Below are 18,037 nucleotides of genomic sequence, written 5' to 3' on the forward strand. Positions count from 1 at the left end.
GTCCATCATTATAATCACATGGTCCTGGTGATTTCTACCACAGGGGGTCCATCATTATAATCACATGGTTCTGGTGAATGGTTACAATAGAATCCGTAGGAATCTAACATTTATAGAAATAAACAGCATCCGCAACATCATGCGCCAGGACAAAGTTTTCGCCGGTGATGCACAACGAGGTGTATCATCTCATCATTTTTCACGGTAAACACAATTCGGGCGGCTTCACGACAGAAACATGAGAACACCCTACTCCGATGACTTAATAAAAAATACACTTTTCCGTTATTTGCCAATCGATAATTTTCAGTAATTTCGGGACTCGTTATAAAATGGGTTCATCACAAAAACGAACCTTACTTTATGAACGCCCATAAGCTATAAGTCGATTTGTTAGGGTCGCAATGAATGACCTCTGAAAGGCTCCTACGGTTCATGGAGCAAGTCATGCCAATCTCCTTCGACCAATAATTAGAAAAACTTTATACGTATGCAAAAACAGAACACCTTATTTTTAGTATTAGCCCTTGGCATTTGTTCGGCAACACTACTCGTTGACCGTTTTCTTGTAACGATACCCGATGGGTTGGTTATAATATTGATGATTGTTGCCGTTGTTTTATTAATTTATCATTTCATTCTTTCCAGGAAGAATAAATAGAAGCAGCGAGTAGCAAAATACAGAAATACATCTACTGTAAATTTTCCCATTATAAAATATTGCCCAACAGAACTTTTCCCTTGGTCGTTGCGGATTTGCAGTTCACAACGCATCATTCTAGGGAATAGAAATCCCGTTCTTCTACTCGATAAAGATTAAATCACGTTTAAACCCGAAAAATGCATTAGAAAATCTATTACGAATTAAAATTGCTGCCAATCAAGGCGCAAGCTAACTTGTTTCAATTCACCATAGCGATGCTATGCCTCATTTCAACAAGTTCTTAACTGATAGCACTTTTAATTCTCATGACGAAGTTCAAATGCATAATTCGGGATTAATTCTTTTTCTTTTGATTTTTTTATACGGATTGCAAAGCCTTTTTTTAAGTTCTGCATGGCTTACAAATCACGCAGGTGTGGGGAAAGCCAACAATATGTCAAGGTCCCACCAAATAATAAAAAATGATTCGCGGGATTTTTTACTTTTGTACTGAATCGTTTTACATTAAGAAATGCAACTCATCCTGCCATTTAATCGCCTAGCTCTTAGTCTTATTTGTCTTGTAATGGGAATCGTATTTTTAGTGGTGCCTGTTCAAAATAATACCAACCTAAAGCCGTATAAGAAGTCGTTAATCATCTTGTCGGTGGCCTATTTTTCTTTCGCCTCACTATTCATTCTTTCTGTTCTGTTAATGCCCAAATTAAAGGTGTTAACCGAATTTTTCGATTTTATAGGACTTGTGGTGGGCTATATTCAGGCACTTTTGTTTACATTTTCCTTGCTTTTATTAATTGATAGTCGTTTTGTTACCGTCAAAAGAATTGTGCATCACACAATACCACTCATTTTGTTTGTCTTGGTATACTTCACATTCTGCCTTTTTTTTGATGTTCCTGTTGTAAAAGATTTTTCTGTCGTAAAATTCAACCTTTCCAATCCTTGTGTTTTCACCCGTGTATTGTTCTCGGGTCTTTATTTAGTACAAATTTCCTATTATGTCTATTTATTTTTACTGATAGAGAAGAAATGTAAAAAAGATATAAACAATTATTATTCGGGGAATCAGGAAGCCATTATCCGGACAGTACATTATCTGTTTTTTGCCGCCACAACAATGGGTGTTTTAGCTTTTTTATGGATTGTATATCCGGTTTTCTGGATTGAAAATGTACTCATTGTTTTTTCCTCTGTTTTTTATCTTGTTTTCGCCATTAATTATATTCGTTATCCCATTATTTTTTTCGAATTAGAGCCTTTATTAAAGGATACTTCCCTAAAAAAGGAGAAGCATTTCAGCGTTGAGATGGGGCTTCCTATGGATTGGGCGGTTTACAAAGCACAAATAGAAAAATCTAAAATATTTCTCAAAAAGGGAATTACCCTTGAAGAATTGGCCTTGTGGTTAGGGGTAAGCCGAACGGTTCTTTCTAATTCCATAAATTCGCAGGAAGGCAAAAACTTCAATTCCTGGATAAATTCCATGCGTATTTCAGAAGCAATACAAATGATGAATACGCAACCGGAGCTGCCTATTGCCCAGATAGCTGAGCTTACCGGCTATTCAGAACCCTCTAATTTTGGGCGCCAGTTCAAATTAATTACGGGTAGCACCCCCGGCCAATACAAAAAAGCCATTCAATTAAACATCTGATTATCTGCAGTCTGCATAAAACTAGTCAAATCGTACAGGATATTTGTACGATTTGATTATTCACTTTTTGTTTTCCTTTTTTTCTTTGAGAACGGTTTTAATTAAACCTGAGGCATAGGGTATTACTGTGTTCCTCCTTTGTGAGTAATTCATGGTATGGTGTTCCGGTATGACCTGTAACACCGGTTTTGCCGTGCAAGTTATTTCGGCATGTGGGAGGAACCAAAAACAGGCTTGGTTTCGGATTGTGACGGGCAACCCAAAGGGGGCTCGAAATAGCAGGACTTGCAGCCACAGCTTTCGACCATCAAACACAACAGGCTTGATAAGAAAGGTTCAAATTTAAGGTCAGACCGGTTCCGGGAATGTGGGTTTTTCAAGGAAAATCTGTGTCTGCGGCTGAGCACTTAACGTTTAAATAAAGTCAACTAATCAGATAGAAATGAAACGAAAACTTTTACTCTTATTTGTGTGGTGCCTTATCAACGCAATGTTCCTCGGGGCACAAACAGCAACCGCACCTGCAGGTAGCGGAACAGAAAACCATCCTTACCAAATTTCAAACATTGAAAATTTATATTGGCTATCGCAAACCGAAACGGCATGGGATGCCTATTTTGAGCAAACAACAGATATTGATGCTTCTACTACAAGCACTTGGGATAGTGGTAACGGCTTCTCCCCCATTGGTAATCAAACAACCCAATTTTCGGGACATTATAACGGGAAAGGTTATACCATCGATGGCCTAACCATTAACCGTTCATCCACCCATTATATCGGTTTATTTGGATATACCAGAACTGCCACCATTGATAGCTTAGGGCTTACTAATGTTAAAGTAAAAGGGACTTCTAATGTAGGCGCCCTGGTGGGATATAATTATTATTCCACGCTGAGAAATAGTTCTTCCACCGGCTCGGTTTCGGGATACGATAATGTTGGCGGCCTGGTGGGGTGGAATTTGACAGGCACAGCGGAATATATGATAACGAATTGTTACTCTTCCTGCTCGGTTTTTGGGAATAAAGGGGTCGGTGGCTTGGCGGGCTATAATTCTTTATCCTCGACGGTAAATAATAGTTATTCCACCGGCGCGGTTACAGGCGATGATAATGTCGGTGGTTTGGTGGGATATAATGCTTTATCATCGACGATAAATAATTGTTGTTTCACCGGCTCGGTTACGGGAGATTGCTACATCGGCGGCCTGGTGGGCTATAATAATTCATCGACGGTAAGTAATAGTTATTCCACCGGCGCGGTTACAGGAAATCATAGCGTCGGTGGCCTGGTAGGATATAATAATACATCCTCATCGGTAAGTACCAGTTATTCCACCGGTGCGGTCTTTGGGATTGGAATTATTGGCGGCCTGGTGGGTTTAAATTCTTCATCATCGACGATAAATAATTGTTATTACAATTACGAAACCAGCGGCCAAACATCCGGCGTTGGCTCTGACCACAACAGTCAAACCGTAACACCCCTTACCACCACGGCCATGAAAAAAAGCTCAACCTATATTTTATGGGACTTTACAAATACCTGGAAGATGGTAGACGATATGACGTTCCCTCGTTTGGTTCATGTTTCTAATTTGCCGGTCATACTACCTACGCTTTCTTCCAACACAACCGTCAGTGAAACATATATTGATACCATTCAAGTTGTGTACATGGACAATCAGGATGTATCCCTGGAATTATTATCTTATCCCGAAGGCATGACCCTGACACAAGACCGGATCATCCATTATTCACCAACAAGCTGGGGAAACGATATGGTCGAAATAAGGGTGACGGACGGTGATGGGTTGTCTTATATCTATAGTTACAATATTCAAACAATCGGTTTAAGTGGTAGAGGTACAGAAAGTGAACCATACCATATTGGCACACTAGATGATTTGCACCAGTTGTCCGGGTTGCCAGTTTTATGGGATAAATATTTTATCCAAACAGCTGATATACAAGCTTCCGAAACGAGCAGCTGGAATGATGAAGCCGGTTTCTCCCCTATTGGCAACCTGACCCAAAATTTTACCGGTAATTATAACGGGCGAGGCCATACCATCGATGGCCTAACCATGAACCATCCATTCACCCAATATATCGGTTTATTTGGTTTTACCAGTGGTGCAACCATTGACAGCTTAGGGCTTACCAATGTTAAAATACAAGGATTTTATAGTGTTGGCAGCCTGGTGGGATATACCGATTATTCCACGTTAAGTAATAGCTATTCCACCGGCTCGGTTGCCGGGGTGGGAAATGTTGGCGGCCTGGTGGGTTCCAATACTTCTTCTAATATAAATAATTGTTACTGCACCAGCTCTGTTTCGGGGGTGAATGATATCGGCGGATTGGTGGGAATCAATCAATTATTATCTACGGTAAATAACTGCTATTCTACGGGTTCGGTTTCAGGGAAGAGCATTGTTGGCGGGTTGGTAGGATATAATATTGAATCCGAGATAAGAAATAGTTATGCCACGGGTTCTGTTTCGGGAGAAAATAAGATGTGTGGTGGTTTGGTGGGCTATAATTTTAATTCCGAGGTAAATAATGGTTATGCCATTGGTTTGGTTACCGGCAATAAAATGACTGGAGGCTTGGTGGGAAGTAATAGTACCTCAGAGATAAATAGTAGTTATTTCAATAGCGAAACCAGTGGACAAACATCCGGGATGGGTGATGACAACCACCATCAAACCGTAACAGCCCTTACCACAAATGAAATGAAAGACCAAAGCCATTTTGAAGAATGGAGTTTTACTACCGATACTGCGGTTTGGGGTATAAAAGCCAATAGCACTTACCCTGCTTTATTAAGCATAAAAAACAATGCGCCTTTTGCGTTTGCGGATACCCTAAATGTTGCGGGAAATCGTTCGTTGCTGACAAACGATTATGACTACGAGACTGCACAGGAGGCTCTTACCTGCAAACTAATTTCTGCGACCACAAAAGGAAGCATAATTAATGGCACTTATCGTTTTAATCCCGGTACACCAATTGGAACAATGGATACCGTAACCTATCGTGTAGGTGAATTGTTAGCCAGCGGCGATACGCTATGGGGCAACTATGCGGTAGCCATATTACAAAAAGCGAATAATACGGCCCCTGTATTAACGTCAGTTAAAGAGGTAACAGCCAATGAAGACACGCCACTAACATTATCGCTTCATGATGTTACGGCAAGTGACCTGGAAAATGATGCACTGTGGCTGGTGATTTCATCCAGAGATAATTACACGGTAAATGGTACCACCATCACACCCGGTGCCGGGTTTGTCGGTACATTAACGGTTCCCGTGGCTGTAAGCGATGGTGAATTAATAAGCAATTGGATGGATATGACCATTACAGTCGGGCAAAATGTTTCTATTCAGCCAACAGAACAAAATAGGACGGCCATTAATGTATATCCAAATCCTGTCACAACAACATTAAATGTTACGGGCAGCACAGGTGTTGCTTATATTTATGATTTAACCGGTAAAATGGTGTTGAGCCGGGATTTGAGCCTAGACAACAGCATAAACCTATCACCATTATCCAAAGGCATTTACCTGTTAAGCATTGATGGAGAGTGCATAAAAGTGGTGAAGGAATAAGATGAAACCGAGAACCGAAGTCAGGAACCCGATTCCTTAGGGTTTTCTGGCTTTGGTTTTGGCACTATATACCTATTCTTATTGTGTTCATCACACTGGTGCATGCCCCTTTCATCCTATCATAAAAGAAAAAATGAATGCGATATTTGGATTAACCCGAAAAATGCATTAGAAAATCTATTACGAATTAAAATTGCTGCCAATCAAGTCGCAAGCTAACTTGTTTCGATTCACCATAGCGGTGCTATGTCTCATTTCAACAAGTTCTTGATTGATTGCACTTTTAATTCTCATGACGAAGTACTAATGCATAATTCGGGTTTAAATATCCCCGCCGGAACTCAAAATGAATTCTTTTTCTTTTTCAATAGCAGTTTTAATGAGTTCCTCCGGAATTTGGGTGTTTTCCATCACCACTTCATTCATCCAGAAATCGGTACTACCATCATCCATAGAAAGCACTACATTCCCTGAGTTGAGATTTCCGGAAGAGAATTGTTCGATACAATCGAACACCACCTTGTCGAAACGCTTTATAACAGAGCCGGTAACAACAGTAAGGCCCATCCAGCTTTGGTCGGCATCCACACCTACCACGTATCGCTGTTTCGGAAAGTCACGTGCAGCATTTATAATACCCTGGTTCGACCCCGACGACAGTGCAAACAACAAGTTGTGGTCCGGTAAGAGGTTGTTGGTAAACCGGTAGGCCGAATCGGGCATTTCGAACCCTGAAAAACCGGTACTCAGAAATTGGGGAGGACTGACCGTTCCGCCGGCATCAGCCACGCCCTGGTTAAATCCTTGGATGTATTCCGTAAGGAAAGGGGCATCGAAACCAGCCACCACCAATGCTTTGCAAGGGGAAGCTTTTTGAGCCGATATGTAACCGCTGACGTAGGAAGAGGCATAGGTATGAAACGTAACTTGAAACAATCTATCCTGCGCCGAAGCTGTTGTCTCCAAACCGAGAACAAAATGCTTTCCAAAATGGCCGTTAATGCTTTCAAGGGCCGAGGTGTATTGCGACCCAACGATTATAACTAATGCTTCCGGCGAGATGTCGCTTTTTAACTCAGAGATGTCCTGGATCCACTGTTCACCCGCCTCCAGCGAGTCGGGAATAATATAATTCACTTTAAAATTGACGGTCTGTACGGTTTTTTCAATGCCTTCATAGACGCCATCCACAAAACTACGGTCCCCGATTCCTTCGGTTGGAAATAGCACAAACACCTCAAATTCAGGAACAAATTCAGATAATTCATCCTCTTTTTTGCAGGCAGATACAGCCAATACGAGAAAACACAAAATAGCCAGACTTCTTTTCACGGGATTACAAATTCACTTAAACGGATGTCATAAATATTGCCAAAATTGTTGTAGTTATAAAACGACACATGTGAGCCGTTGACAAAAATAAAGCATTTTTCATACAGTTGATTGAAGGTGATTTCAGGATTTTCAGAAATATTCTTATTAATGGAATAGGCGAATTTATCAGCCAGCCAGCTTTTAATTTCCGAATCGTAAAAATAGGCTTTCGATGTTTCAAAAGCATTGGCACCGGTCATCACCAACACCCCGGGAGTTAAAATATTTTCAGCGACAGAACCCGAATAACAGGCTTCTAATGTCCAAAAAATCAATCTATATTTATCAGATTCATTCATTGCATCGAAAACCGTTTCCCAGTAATCGGAAGTAAGGATTTCAACGGTATCACCTTCCAGCACCATACCGTCGGGATGGCCATGACCGGAAGTAAACAGAAAGACATTATCGGTCGATGAACTATTCAAAACAATTGGTGTTTGCTCTGTTTCATTACCTATCAAAATATTCTTTAATGCTTCACTATTTATTTCGGAAAGGCGGTAATCCACATGCACATCTACATATAGATTTCCGCCGTCAGATTCATTTCTGACAACTCCCGGCAATGCATTATTTGGCGAGTTGCCCAGGTCATCTTCTATAATGAGTATAATCTGCTCATCTGAAAATCCGTTTTGTTTGAGCAACTGATAAGCATGCAACACGTCGGCCTGATGCCTATAATTATTCCATCCTTTGGAGGTAGCCATTAAGACGGCAAAGTTGTTCTGTTTAGCAGATAACACAGGCCAGGTACCGGTTTCGTTAAACTGCTGCCGTTCAATGGCAATGGTACGGTAAGCGGCCGAGGTAGAACTAATGCGTCCTTCCCCGTCGGAAGTATAAAAATCAGTAACCACAAATTGTCCGGCATCTACCCGCCAGCGTCCATACGTGGAAGAAGTAACATCAGTGAAATAAAGTTCATCAAAATTAAGTGAGCCACTGGCCCCATTAATATCAGGAAAAATGCCCTGACGTAACCATTCCAGTGCCTTGCCGATTTCGTCCCGTTGCCAGCTGCAAGATCCATCACGTCCTGATACCACTTGTTTTAAGGCATCGACCAAAGACTCTCCGCCTTCACCCTCCGAAACCTCCAAAGCAAGAGCAAGAAGCATTACGGCATCATACATATTGGCCAAAAAGGCATTGGGATATTCTCCGTATTTCACTTTGTAAGAAATATCGAACCCTGCCGAAGGGTCTGAAGTCAGGGCAGTACCTTCAAGGTTTTCGGCCAGCACGCCTAGGTTGTCCACCAAAGAAGGCAAACAGGCAGCATCGGAAAATAAGAGCCTGATTTGCCGGCTTTCTAACCTGTAAGCCCGACCTAATGTAGCATTTAAAGCAGGTTGATTAAGAGCAGCAATAACAGCATCGGGTGAAGTGGATACAATCGCTTCCCAACTGGCTTCACAGGCATCGACATCTTCTGGCTGAATCACCTCTACACCCGAAACCTCAAGCCCAAGTTCCGTTGCAAAAAAACCGAACCATTCTTCAAACGAATCACCATACTGCGAGTCTTCGGTTATTAATGCTACTTTGCGGGCGCCACCCGATTGTGCAAGTAAAAGCAATGTTTTTGTTTGAGCAATATCCGGTTCAGTCAAACGCCAAAAATAATCTTTACCAGCAAAAGCCCTCGAAAGATTGGACGAGGTAGCTACGGGCGCCATTAAAATTTTCTTTCCATTGATAAACAAAGGAGCAACCTCGAAAACATCAGCAGAAGTTAAAGGCCCGATAACCGCTTTGACAGATTCATCTGCGATAAATTCTTTTGAAATGGTCTCCAAATCGTTAACAGCCAAATCTTTTTTTACCAATACAATATCATGCCCGGCAACTCCTCCGTTTAGATTGATATTTTCAACAGCCCAATCCAGGGCCTTATCCCAGTCAGAAGCATATTCTCCCGTCCATGGCAACATCACCCCAATTTTCAAAGTTGGTTTTGGATCCTCGTACTCCCAAATGCTGCAACTATTGGCCAGGAAGCCAATTACGAGCAATATGGCTAATTCATTGATGCGATGCATTAATTTTATTAATTATTCGTATTAACTACTAAACTCACAGATTTAATAATACTAAAAACTATTTTCTTAAGGTTTAATGGTAAAGTATCTATTAGTTATTGGGTAAAAGGAAATGAAACGAGCATGACCAAGAAAACTTGTCACAATAAGAACATGTATAAACTTTAGGTCATGCGAGTTTCATCCAGCCAATAACTTAGATAAAATTTATACGGATGAAATATTTGTCTAAACAGGTTTTAAACGGTAACCTATATTGGCAAGGCTAATTTCCTTTTTGTTCCAATCCCCAAGGGGCACTTTCGTAATCGCGAAAAATAGAAAAACAAAATTAAATTTAAAAATCAAAAACTATATTTTTTATTGGCCTATAATCTTTTTCGAACAAATGCAACTTTTTTTCATTTTTTCTGTAAAACACTATATTTTTCTCTTTATAAATTTTAATTTAACTACTATTATGTATAATAAAGTTTCTTTTTTTCATTTATTTATTCTCGTCTCTTTTGTTTTAGTATCATGCGAAAAAGATGACACAAGTCGAGAACAATTCAGTACCATTTCCGGGAAACTGGAAGCGGGAGAGAATATGATTACTGAAGACTTTGCAAACATGCAAGTCATTCTTGCCAAACTCGGGGAGGAAGTGGATCCGGAACAGGTTACTACCCAAACGGAGAATATGGAATTGGTTCAAACATCCTTTGTGAGCGAAAACGGCACTTTTGTATTTGACAGTGTGGATGCAGGAGATTATTTAATAGCCCTATCAGAAGGTTTCATCATGACAGCAGACACCTTTGCAGTGCTGTCGGTGGAAAAAGGGCAATCAGTTACATTGGAAGATAAAATTGTTGAACGGCAGCCCGAAGAAAATTTTTTTGGGGGACGTAGACTTTATACTGTGCGTTTTAAAAACAAGACCAACGGTTTTGACGAAAATGGAAATTACCATAAAGAGCGATATCCGCTGGTATCCATCGAATTCTACGAAAATGTTTTTTCCTTAGGCACCATTACACCAGACCAAGTGAATGATGGTGAATTCAAATTTAAATTAGACCCTGACAAAAAAACGCAATTCGTTTTAAAGTGTAAAGACATAAATGACGGAACGGTTTTTACATCGGAAAAATTGGACTTTTTCCATTCTTTGGGAGCTAATCAATATGATGATATTAGCGACTACGGGTATTATTCTATTGCAGTTAAAAAATCATGGCTGTTCGGCCATATAATAGAACTTAAAATAATAGCCCTCTCCAAACTTGAAGCTTATTAGGGAATTGTTTCCCTTTTTTACGTGTTCATTGGTAAAGTTAGGATATAAAAAAATAATATCACTGTAACAGGAAACAGCATTATTTGTTACACCGAAAAACAGGCAAGTTTTTACGGAAGTAAAATTGACTTTATCCCGATCAGGAGCATTTTACCTTGTTCAAGGCATCACTACCCCAATTTTCAGAGTCGGTCCCGGGGTCTCCTACTCCCAAATCCTGCTGCCATCAACAGGAAGATATTTACAGCCATTATTGCTAACTTACTGATGCATCTCTATTAAACATAAGCCTTCCTGACTCACAAATTTTTAAAAACTAAAAACTCTAATTTTAATAAATATGTATATTTTTTGAACATATACAATTAAATTTCAATTTATTCATATAGACCTCTAATAATTTTTTGTTTAAACATTTTAATTTACCGACAATTATGTTTTATAAGCTTTTTTCATTTATTTTATTTGGTATTATCTGTTTCACTTTCGTGTCGTGCGAAGAAGACGACACAAATCCAGAACAAATCAGTACAATTACCGGGAAGCTGAAACCGGGTGAGAATATAACTACTGATGATTTTAGAGAAATGCAAGTCATACTTGCCAAACTAAGTGAGGACCTGGATCCGGAACAGGTTACCACCCAAACAGAGGATATGGAATTGGTTCAAACATCCTTAGTAAGCGAAAACGGCACCTTTGTATTTGACAGTGTGGATGCAGGAAATTATGTAATAGCCCTGTCCGAAGGTTTCATCATGACAGCAGACACTTTTGCAGTATTGTCGGTAAAAAAAGGACAGTCAGTTACATTGGAAGATAAAATTGCTGAACGACAGCCACCGGAAAATCCATATTACAAATTCCATTATTATTATGATGTAACTTTTAAAAACAAGTCATTTGGTATTGACGAAAATGGAAATTACCATAAAAATGGGTATTCGCTGGTATCCATCGAATTCTACGAAAATGGTTCTTCTATAGGTATCATTACACCAGACAAAATAAATAATAAAGGTGAATTCAAAATTGAATTATACAAGTACGAGGATCCGCAATTCGTTTTAAAGTGTAAAGATAACGTGGACGGAACGGTTTATACTTCTGAAAAATTGGACTTTTTCTATTCTTTCGGAGCAAAACAAAGATCGACACTTATATACCAATATAATTTTTCTCTTTTTGTTGATAAATCATGGCTTTTCGGGCATAAAATAGAACTTAGATCATTTGATTATAATACATTAAATATTTAAATTCTCCTCTCTTTTAGATAACTTTATAACTTTTATAAGTTAGATTTTCTTATCTGCCAAATTTGGCGGATAAGAAAATCTAAGCAACCACCAAAAAACTTTCTCAGGTCGTTTATAATTTAAAGATTAATGCGCTCTTTCAACATTTCAAAGTTTATACACCTTTTTTTGCGGATAATTCTAAGCTATTATTTAGTTGTAAAGGTCTGTAATTACTACTAAATACATATGCTCTCTTTCCACAGGAATAGATGTTATATCCATTGCCCTAATCGGATTGGGCTTTTAATTTTTAAATCCCGAACTGTAATTTTTTCGCTTCTTCACAACAACAAGTTTACATGAATTTCTAATGGTACTTGCTGCCTAAATTTGGGTGACAATTATAATGGGAAAATAATCCCCCTACCACTACTTTAAATTCATTTTACTACCGTTGCCGACTAAAAGTATGGTCAATGAAACGTGCATGACGACTTGGGCCAAATGGGGTATTTATAACTAAGGAAGAAGTGCACAGGCAGAAGTGGAAATTATCGATTTAATGATTGCGGGTTGGCAATTTCCCCTTTAGGGGATTAAGGGGTGAGCAATGGATGGAAATAACTTTAATCAACTATATAGGTGAATTTTATGCAAAGCATGACCAAGAAAATTTGTCACAACATTGACATTGCCCCGTCCTGATTTTTGTTTACAGATTAATGGTTAATAATTTGTCTATTTTCAGACTGTCCCCCTTGCAGGGAAGGCGTCACGACCAACCAAACAGCCCAAACAAAAACGGGGAACTTCCAAAGGATGGAAGTTCCCCGATTTCTTATAGGAAGAGAGCATGCCTCCGAGAGCCACAAAAAATACCGTCATGCCAGTCTCTTCATACCTCTAAAACAATTACATCAAGAGGGGTAACCGCTCAAGCTTTTACCAGAAAACAATATACAAAACGGCCAGAATAACCGTAATGGCATAAGCACTAAGATTAAAGCTTTTATTGGTTTTAAATGTTTGCTGATCCAACGCAATGGCTTTTGGATCGTCATCATCCTTGGCAGTGGTCAGCGATACACCCATAATAACAACAATGGTTGTTAAAAGGGTATACATTGCCCGATCCATAAAAGGCATATCAATAGGTAACACCTTCAACAGAAGGGCAAATGGAACAGAGACGATAACTCCGACAATAGCCCCTTTGGCATTGGTTTTTTTCCAGAATAGTCCGAGCAAGAAGATGGCGAGGATACCGGGACTGACAAGAGTCGTATATTCCTGAATATACTGGAACATTTGCGGAATCGACCCCAGGAAGTTTGCCAACGAGATAGCGATCAGCAACGCAACCAAAACCGTAATGCGTCCTGTGGTCACCAAAGCTTTGTTACCGGCATTTTTATTAAAATAGGGTTTGTAAATATCCATGGTGAAAATGGTCGCCGTTGAGTTGAGCATGGATGCCAATGACGACACAATAGCCGCCGATAGTGCAGCAACCACCAATCCTTTTATGCCTACAGGAATAAAACGTGCAATCAACCAGGGATAAGCTTTGTCGTAATTAATAGCATCGCCTGTATTAAAAGCCTCCTGGGCACCAAACATATCCTGCGAATACATGGTAAAGGCGATAATTCCGGGAATAACCACAATAAGCGGAACAATAATTTTCAAGAAACCGGCAAAAGCAAGTCCTTTTTGAGCCTCAGCCAATGATTTAGCGGCAAAAGCACGTTGAATGATGTACTGGTTGAAGCCCCAGTAGTATAAGTTGGCAACCCACATACCGCCAATCAAAACAGCAATTCCCGGCAAATTGGTATATTCCGGATTGTCCGGACTTAAAATCATATGAAACTTTTCCGAGGCTACGTTATAGATGGTAGAAAGACCTTCCATGGCTCCCCCGGTAGGTGTTACATTATCCAAAGCAATAACCGTGGTGATGATACCCCCCACAACCAACAAGACAACCTGAATGACATCGGTCCAGGCAACGGACGACAACCCTCCCCAGAGAGAATATGCGGCTGAAAATAACGCCAGACCAATCATGAAGGGGATAATTTTCGTTCCGTCACCCAGCCCCATAATGGTATCGAGAGCTTTTCCACCCAAAAAGAGAACGGATGTCAAATTCACGAAAATAAACAAGCAGATCCAAAAGATCGCCAGAATCGTTTTCAGATTGGTATTATACCTTTTCTCCACAAACTCAGGGATTGTATATAATCCTTGACGTACAAACACCGGAAGAAAATATTTAGCTACAATAATTAAAGTTATCGCTGCCATCCATTCATACGAAGCAATCGCCAACCCTATCGCAAAACCGGAGCCGGCCATTCCGATAAATTGTTCGGCCGAAATGTTGGCGGCTATCAAGGATGCTCCGACAGCCCACCATGGCAATGATTTACTGGCCAAAAAATAATCTTCAGCAGTTTTTTCTTTTCCTTTCGATCTGGAAACCCAAAGCCCGACACCTACAATCAGCAGGGCATACAGAGCAAAAATAAAATAATCAATAAAGTGAAAATCTGGATTCATATTCAATTTAGATTTTTAATTAGTAAAAACTGGTTAAATCTATTTAGCATCTGCAAAGCATTCCCAATCTAGAACTCAATTAACAAAACCTATTATTCTTTCGAAAAATTTTCCAAATATACATTACCCAATAAATCTATCCTAATGAAATTCTTAATTTCACCAAGGATGTCAAAACTTCCTTCAAATACCTATGAGAGCTCCAATCCGGCCATATTTATCCGATTTAGAAATATCGCATCTAATCTCCAATCAAAACAGGATCATTCTAAATGTCCGCTTCCGGGCCATCCGAAATGGACAAGCAAATCCCCCTCAATTTCTTTTTATACAAAGGATCGATCCCTTTTTAAGAAAATATACTATTCCGTAACCGTTGATGATTTATTTGCTCAAAATTAAGCATCCGTTAATAAATAATGGTTCCCTCAAATTCATTTTTTGTATTTATTTTCCCCTTTGGGGTTTAACACAAAAAATAATGCACCACTCCATGGCGTATAAGCTTTTCGGCCAAACTTCCATCAACGAATACATAAACAATTGATGACCCCATCAAAAGCACACACTTTAATCTTTTCTCAGGAGGAATGGTATTATGAGGAAGGTTGTTTTTAGGATATGTCAATCTATCCCAACATAATGGTGCTAAGAATATTTGGTGAGCTATTAAAATTATTCGTTGAAAACCATTTTAAATACCGTTCGGAAGATTGGTATCAACGAACCGGATCACATTTTTTATAGTCCATGACCAAAAATGCTTTATTATCGTTTACCGGCACTTCATCGGAATGAATTTTAAAAAAACCTTGCTGTCGGCATATTGCATCACTTTCTTCCGAGGCCAGATCCACGGCTATCTGCGATAATTTCTGCAACGTGGTATACTTGGTCTTAGACACGAAAGAAGCGTTATTGTTTTTCTGAATGACAATAACCAGTTTTCCATCAGACTTAAGGGTATTAATAATCTTAGGGAGAACAATGGAAGGATTAACATATTCCAACACAAAAAGCCAGATCGATATCGGTCAATTCCGGATTTTCCGTTTCCAAATCACAACAAATCGTATAAAGCTTAGGAATTTGACAACGATACTATATTACAACCTGGTTTAAATAATCGGAATTGATATCCAGGGCATAAACCTCATCAGTAACCGTATTATCGACAAATTCAATTCCATTACCGGCGGCACACCCCGGCAGGAAGAATTTTTTGGGCGCATAATTTCTCGATGCCCGGTTGGTTAATGAGCCAAGCATTTGAGATGGCCCAACGTCCTCCATGTTGGATTCATAATCAGAATACGGAATTGCTAACCATGGATTTCTCATTAGTATAAAGCTTACTTCAGTCATTGACCGAATGCAACTCGCTAATTAACCAAGTCACACCCTAACTCATCTCAACCAGTAGCCTCACACACACATCGTTGGAAAGGACTTCATTGGCATGCTCCGGATAAGAAACCGTCATACTTTTATCAAAAGGCTCGATGTGATCAATCTTTATGACGATGCCCAATTTCAGTTCTTTTCTATTCAAATACTTCAACAAATGAGTATCGCTATTCTGAATGGCACACAATCGAACAGATTGGCCAACATCAGCATCGGAAAGCTTGAAATAATTAGGTAAAACAATATTCCCGCTTTTATCGGGAATGGGCGACCCATGTGGATCTGCATCCGGGAATCCCAAAGCTTCATCCATCCTATCGAAGAGCTTATCTGAGTGAATATGTTCTATCTCTTCGGCGATTTCATGAACCTCTTCCCAGCTAAATCCCAGTATCTCTACCAGGTACATTTCAGCAATTCGATGCTTACGCAAAATTAATCCGGCAGCTTTTTTACCCTTCCCGGTCAATTGCAATGGCTTATATTTTTTATAAGTTACTAACCCCAAATCATGCAATCGTTTCACCATACTATTGACAGTAGGAATACTGACCCCCATCTTTTCACTGAGAAGAGATAAGGAAATACTTTTGCCCTCCTGGGCAATCAAGTACATGGCTTTAAGATAGTTTTCCTTTGTTTTCAGATGTCTTTCCGTTTAATTTTAACGCCAAAGATATAAAAAAACACAAACACATTTGTTAGACTAATCTAACTTATTTAATTTGCATTATCTAAATACCCAATTAAACCCATTACAACTCAGCTCATAAACAACTTAAAGACTTGAAACCAACCATGAAAACAGAAATAATAAAAGAGTTAGGCCATCCTATTGCATCTCATTGGAGAAGAAAAAATTCTTTTCAATTTGCAAGGAACCCCATATCAACTATAGAATTACCCGGTTTGAAGCGGCCTGTCATCATTGAGCCGGTTGACGATTTTACATCAGAATAGAAGTTACTTATGCTATAGATTGGATGAAACTCGCATAACCATAAATTTATACCTATTTTTATTGTGTCAACCTATTTTGGTCATACTCGTTTCATCCTTTCCACTTTCACTGAACACCGATTCACCGTTTTTCCAATAAAAAAGAGCAACAATGGAAAACTTTATGGTATTTGCATCCACGTTTCTTGCATTATTGCTGGTCATGTTATGGATTTTCTGGCCTCGGAAAGGTTTTCTGGCCAGATTAGCCATCATAAAGATCAATAATCAACGAGTATTACTGGAAGATGCTTTAAAATATCTATACGACTGCGAATACAAAAAGCAGATGTGCACCTCTAAAGACCTGGCCAAAAACCTCAATATTAATGAGCATTCTGCCAACCGGTTATTAGAGAAGCTAAATGCCATGGGACTGATAGCCATTGCCAAAGGACAGCTCCACCTGACCGAGGCCGGAAAATCCTATTCTCTTCGCATCATAAGAGTTCACAGGATTTGGGAAACTTACCTGGCGGATGAAACCGGGCACACACAAACCGAATGGCACCCCAAAGCTGATCATTGGGAGCATTTCATTACGCCGGATGATGCCAACCAGCTGGCAGCCAATATGAGCAATCCGGCTTTTGATCCCCACGGCGATCCCATCCCCACGGCCGATGGAGAATTACCTCTTTTTCAGGGCAAAGCACTGAATCAATTAAAAAAAGGGGATCGAGCCAAAATCATCCACCTGGAAGATGAGCCCGATTACATATACAAACAACTGGTGGCGCTGGGCCTTTATCCGGGAATGGACATATATGTATTAGAGGTTCAAAAAGAAAAAATCTCCTTTGCTGCCGATGGAGAAGAGTGTGTGCTAACCCCTCTTTTTGCAGAATCGGTCACTGTAGAGCCAATCGTTGCAAAGCAATCGCCGGTAAAGGCCTTAAACAAGCTTTCAGAATTGAAGCTTGGCGAAAGCGCAAAGATTGTTGCCATATCCAATAATTGTCGTGGTCAGGAACGCCGTCGTTTAATGGACCTGGGAATTGTTCCCGGCACAAACATTACAGCCCTTTTAAAAAGCGCATCAGGAGACCCCGTAGGTTATCGGATTATGGAAACCACAATAGGTATTCGAGAAAGTCAGGCCAATATGATATACATTCAAAAATGATTGACCTTAATAATCGATTTGTGTTCCTCTAATAGAAACAAGGATAGAATTCAAA

The 18,037-nt window shown here is 39.7% G+C and carries 11 protein-coding genes; 5 read left to right on the forward strand and 6 right to left on the reverse strand.

Going from position 1 to position 18,037, the window contains the following annotated elements:
* The first annotated feature begins 1,229 nt into the window (after positions 1-1,229).
* The gene (locus tag ACT29H_RS04495) at positions 1,230-2,318 is read left to right on the forward strand and encodes a helix-turn-helix domain-containing protein (protein ID WP_444820407.1); all 1,089 of its coding nucleotides are present in this window, start codon (positions 1,230-1,232) and stop codon (positions 2,316-2,318) included.
* Between the two features lie 442 nt (positions 2,319-2,760).
* Positions 2,761-5,940, forward strand: coding sequence for a GLUG motif-containing protein (locus ACT29H_RS04500; RefSeq protein WP_444820408.1), 3,180 nt, complete (start codon positions 2,761-2,763; stop codon positions 5,938-5,940).
* Positions 5,941-6,261: 321 nt separating this feature from the next.
* On the opposite strand, the gene ACT29H_RS04505 is transcribed toward ACT29H_RS04500, so the two are convergent.
* Together ACT29H_RS04505 and ACT29H_RS04510 are read right to left on the reverse strand one after the other, a co-directional pair.
* Positions 6,262-7,272: a BMP family ABC transporter substrate-binding protein gene (locus ACT29H_RS04505; RefSeq protein WP_444820409.1), complete on the reverse strand. Its 1,011-nt coding sequence runs from the start codon at positions 7,270-7,272 to the stop codon at positions 6,262-6,264.
* Entirely contained in the window at positions 7,269-9,362 is a 2,094-nt protein-coding gene (locus ACT29H_RS04510) for a C13 family peptidase (RefSeq protein WP_444820410.1), read from the reverse strand. Before ACT29H_RS04510 ends, ACT29H_RS04505 begins: the two co-directional genes overlap by 4 nt.
* A gap of 460 nt (positions 9,363-9,822) precedes the next feature.
* Between ACT29H_RS04510 and ACT29H_RS04515 the strand changes: the two genes are divergently transcribed.
* Together ACT29H_RS04515 and ACT29H_RS04520 are read left to right on the forward strand one after the other, a co-directional pair.
* Positions 9,823-10,644 (forward strand): carboxypeptidase-like regulatory domain-containing protein, encoded by an 822-nt coding sequence (locus tag ACT29H_RS04515; protein ID WP_444820411.1) that lies wholly within the window; start codon positions 9,823-9,825, stop codon positions 10,642-10,644.
* 434 nt (positions 10,645-11,078) lie between these two features.
* Positions 11,079-11,903, forward strand: coding sequence for a carboxypeptidase-like regulatory domain-containing protein (locus ACT29H_RS04520; RefSeq protein ID WP_444820412.1), 825 nt, complete (start codon positions 11,079-11,081; stop codon positions 11,901-11,903).
* Positions 11,904-12,827: 924 nt separating this feature from the next.
* On the opposite strand, the gene ACT29H_RS04525 is transcribed toward ACT29H_RS04520, so the two are convergent.
* The 4 genes from ACT29H_RS04525 to ACT29H_RS04540 form a co-directional block, all read right to left on the reverse strand.
* Positions 12,828-14,450 (reverse strand): sodium/sugar symporter, encoded by a 1,623-nt coding sequence (locus ACT29H_RS04525; RefSeq protein WP_444820413.1) that lies wholly within the window; start codon positions 14,448-14,450, stop codon positions 12,828-12,830.
* A 719-nt stretch (positions 14,451-15,169) separates the two neighbouring features.
* Complete coding sequence (locus ACT29H_RS04530; RefSeq protein ID WP_444820414.1) at positions 15,170-15,463, reverse strand: hypothetical protein; 294 nt, start codon at positions 15,461-15,463, stop codon at positions 15,170-15,172.
* An 88-nt stretch (positions 15,464-15,551) separates the two neighbouring features.
* Positions 15,552-15,791, reverse strand: a complete 240-nt coding sequence (locus tag ACT29H_RS04535; RefSeq protein ID WP_444820415.1) for a hypothetical protein — start codon at positions 15,789-15,791, stop codon at positions 15,552-15,554.
* A gap of 61 nt (positions 15,792-15,852) precedes the next feature.
* Complete coding sequence (locus ACT29H_RS04540) at positions 15,853-16,503, reverse strand: metal-dependent transcriptional regulator (protein ID WP_444820701.1); 651 nt, start codon at positions 16,501-16,503, stop codon at positions 15,853-15,855.
* Between the two features lie 465 nt (positions 16,504-16,968).
* Here ACT29H_RS04540 and ACT29H_RS04545 point away from each other — a divergent pair, with 465 nt between their 5' ends.
* A complete protein-coding gene (locus ACT29H_RS04545; protein WP_444820416.1) occupies positions 16,969-17,982 on the forward strand; it encodes a metal-dependent transcriptional regulator in 1,014 nt (337 codons plus the stop codon).
* The last annotated feature ends 55 nt before the right edge of the window (positions 17,983-18,037 follow it).

Source organism: Thermophagus sp. OGC60D27 (assembly GCF_052400625.1).
Classification (GTDB): Bacteria; Bacteroidota; Bacteroidia; order Bacteroidales; family Marinilabiliaceae; genus Thermophagus.

Excerpts from the sequence above, each read along its gene's own strand:
- ACT29H_RS04545 (WP_444820416.1), top strand. The coding sequence starts at position 16,969 with ATGGAAAACTTTATGGTATTTGCATCCACGTTTCTTGCATTATTGCTG.
- ACT29H_RS04520 (WP_444820412.1), top strand. The coding sequence starts at position 11,079 with ATGTTTTATAAGCTTTTTTCATTTATTTTATTTGGTATTATCTGTTTC.
- ACT29H_RS04510 (WP_444820410.1), bottom strand. The coding sequence starts at position 9,362 with ATGCATCGCATCAATGAATTAGCCATATTGCTCGTAATTGGCTTCCTG.
- ACT29H_RS04535 (WP_444820415.1), bottom strand. The coding sequence starts at position 15,791 with ATGAGAAATCCATGGTTAGCAATTCCGTATTCTGATTATGAATCCAAC.
- ACT29H_RS04515 (WP_444820411.1), top strand. The coding sequence starts at position 9,823 with ATGTATAATAAAGTTTCTTTTTTTCATTTATTTATTCTCGTCTCTTTT.
- ACT29H_RS04500 (WP_444820408.1), top strand. The coding sequence starts at position 2,761 with ATGAAACGAAAACTTTTACTCTTATTTGTGTGGTGCCTTATCAACGCA.
- ACT29H_RS04525 (WP_444820413.1), bottom strand. The coding sequence starts at position 14,450 with ATGAATCCAGATTTTCACTTTATTGATTATTTTATTTTTGCTCTGTAT.
- ACT29H_RS04495 (WP_444820407.1), top strand. The coding sequence starts at position 1,230 with ATGGGAATCGTATTTTTAGTGGTGCCTGTTCAAAATAATACCAACCTA.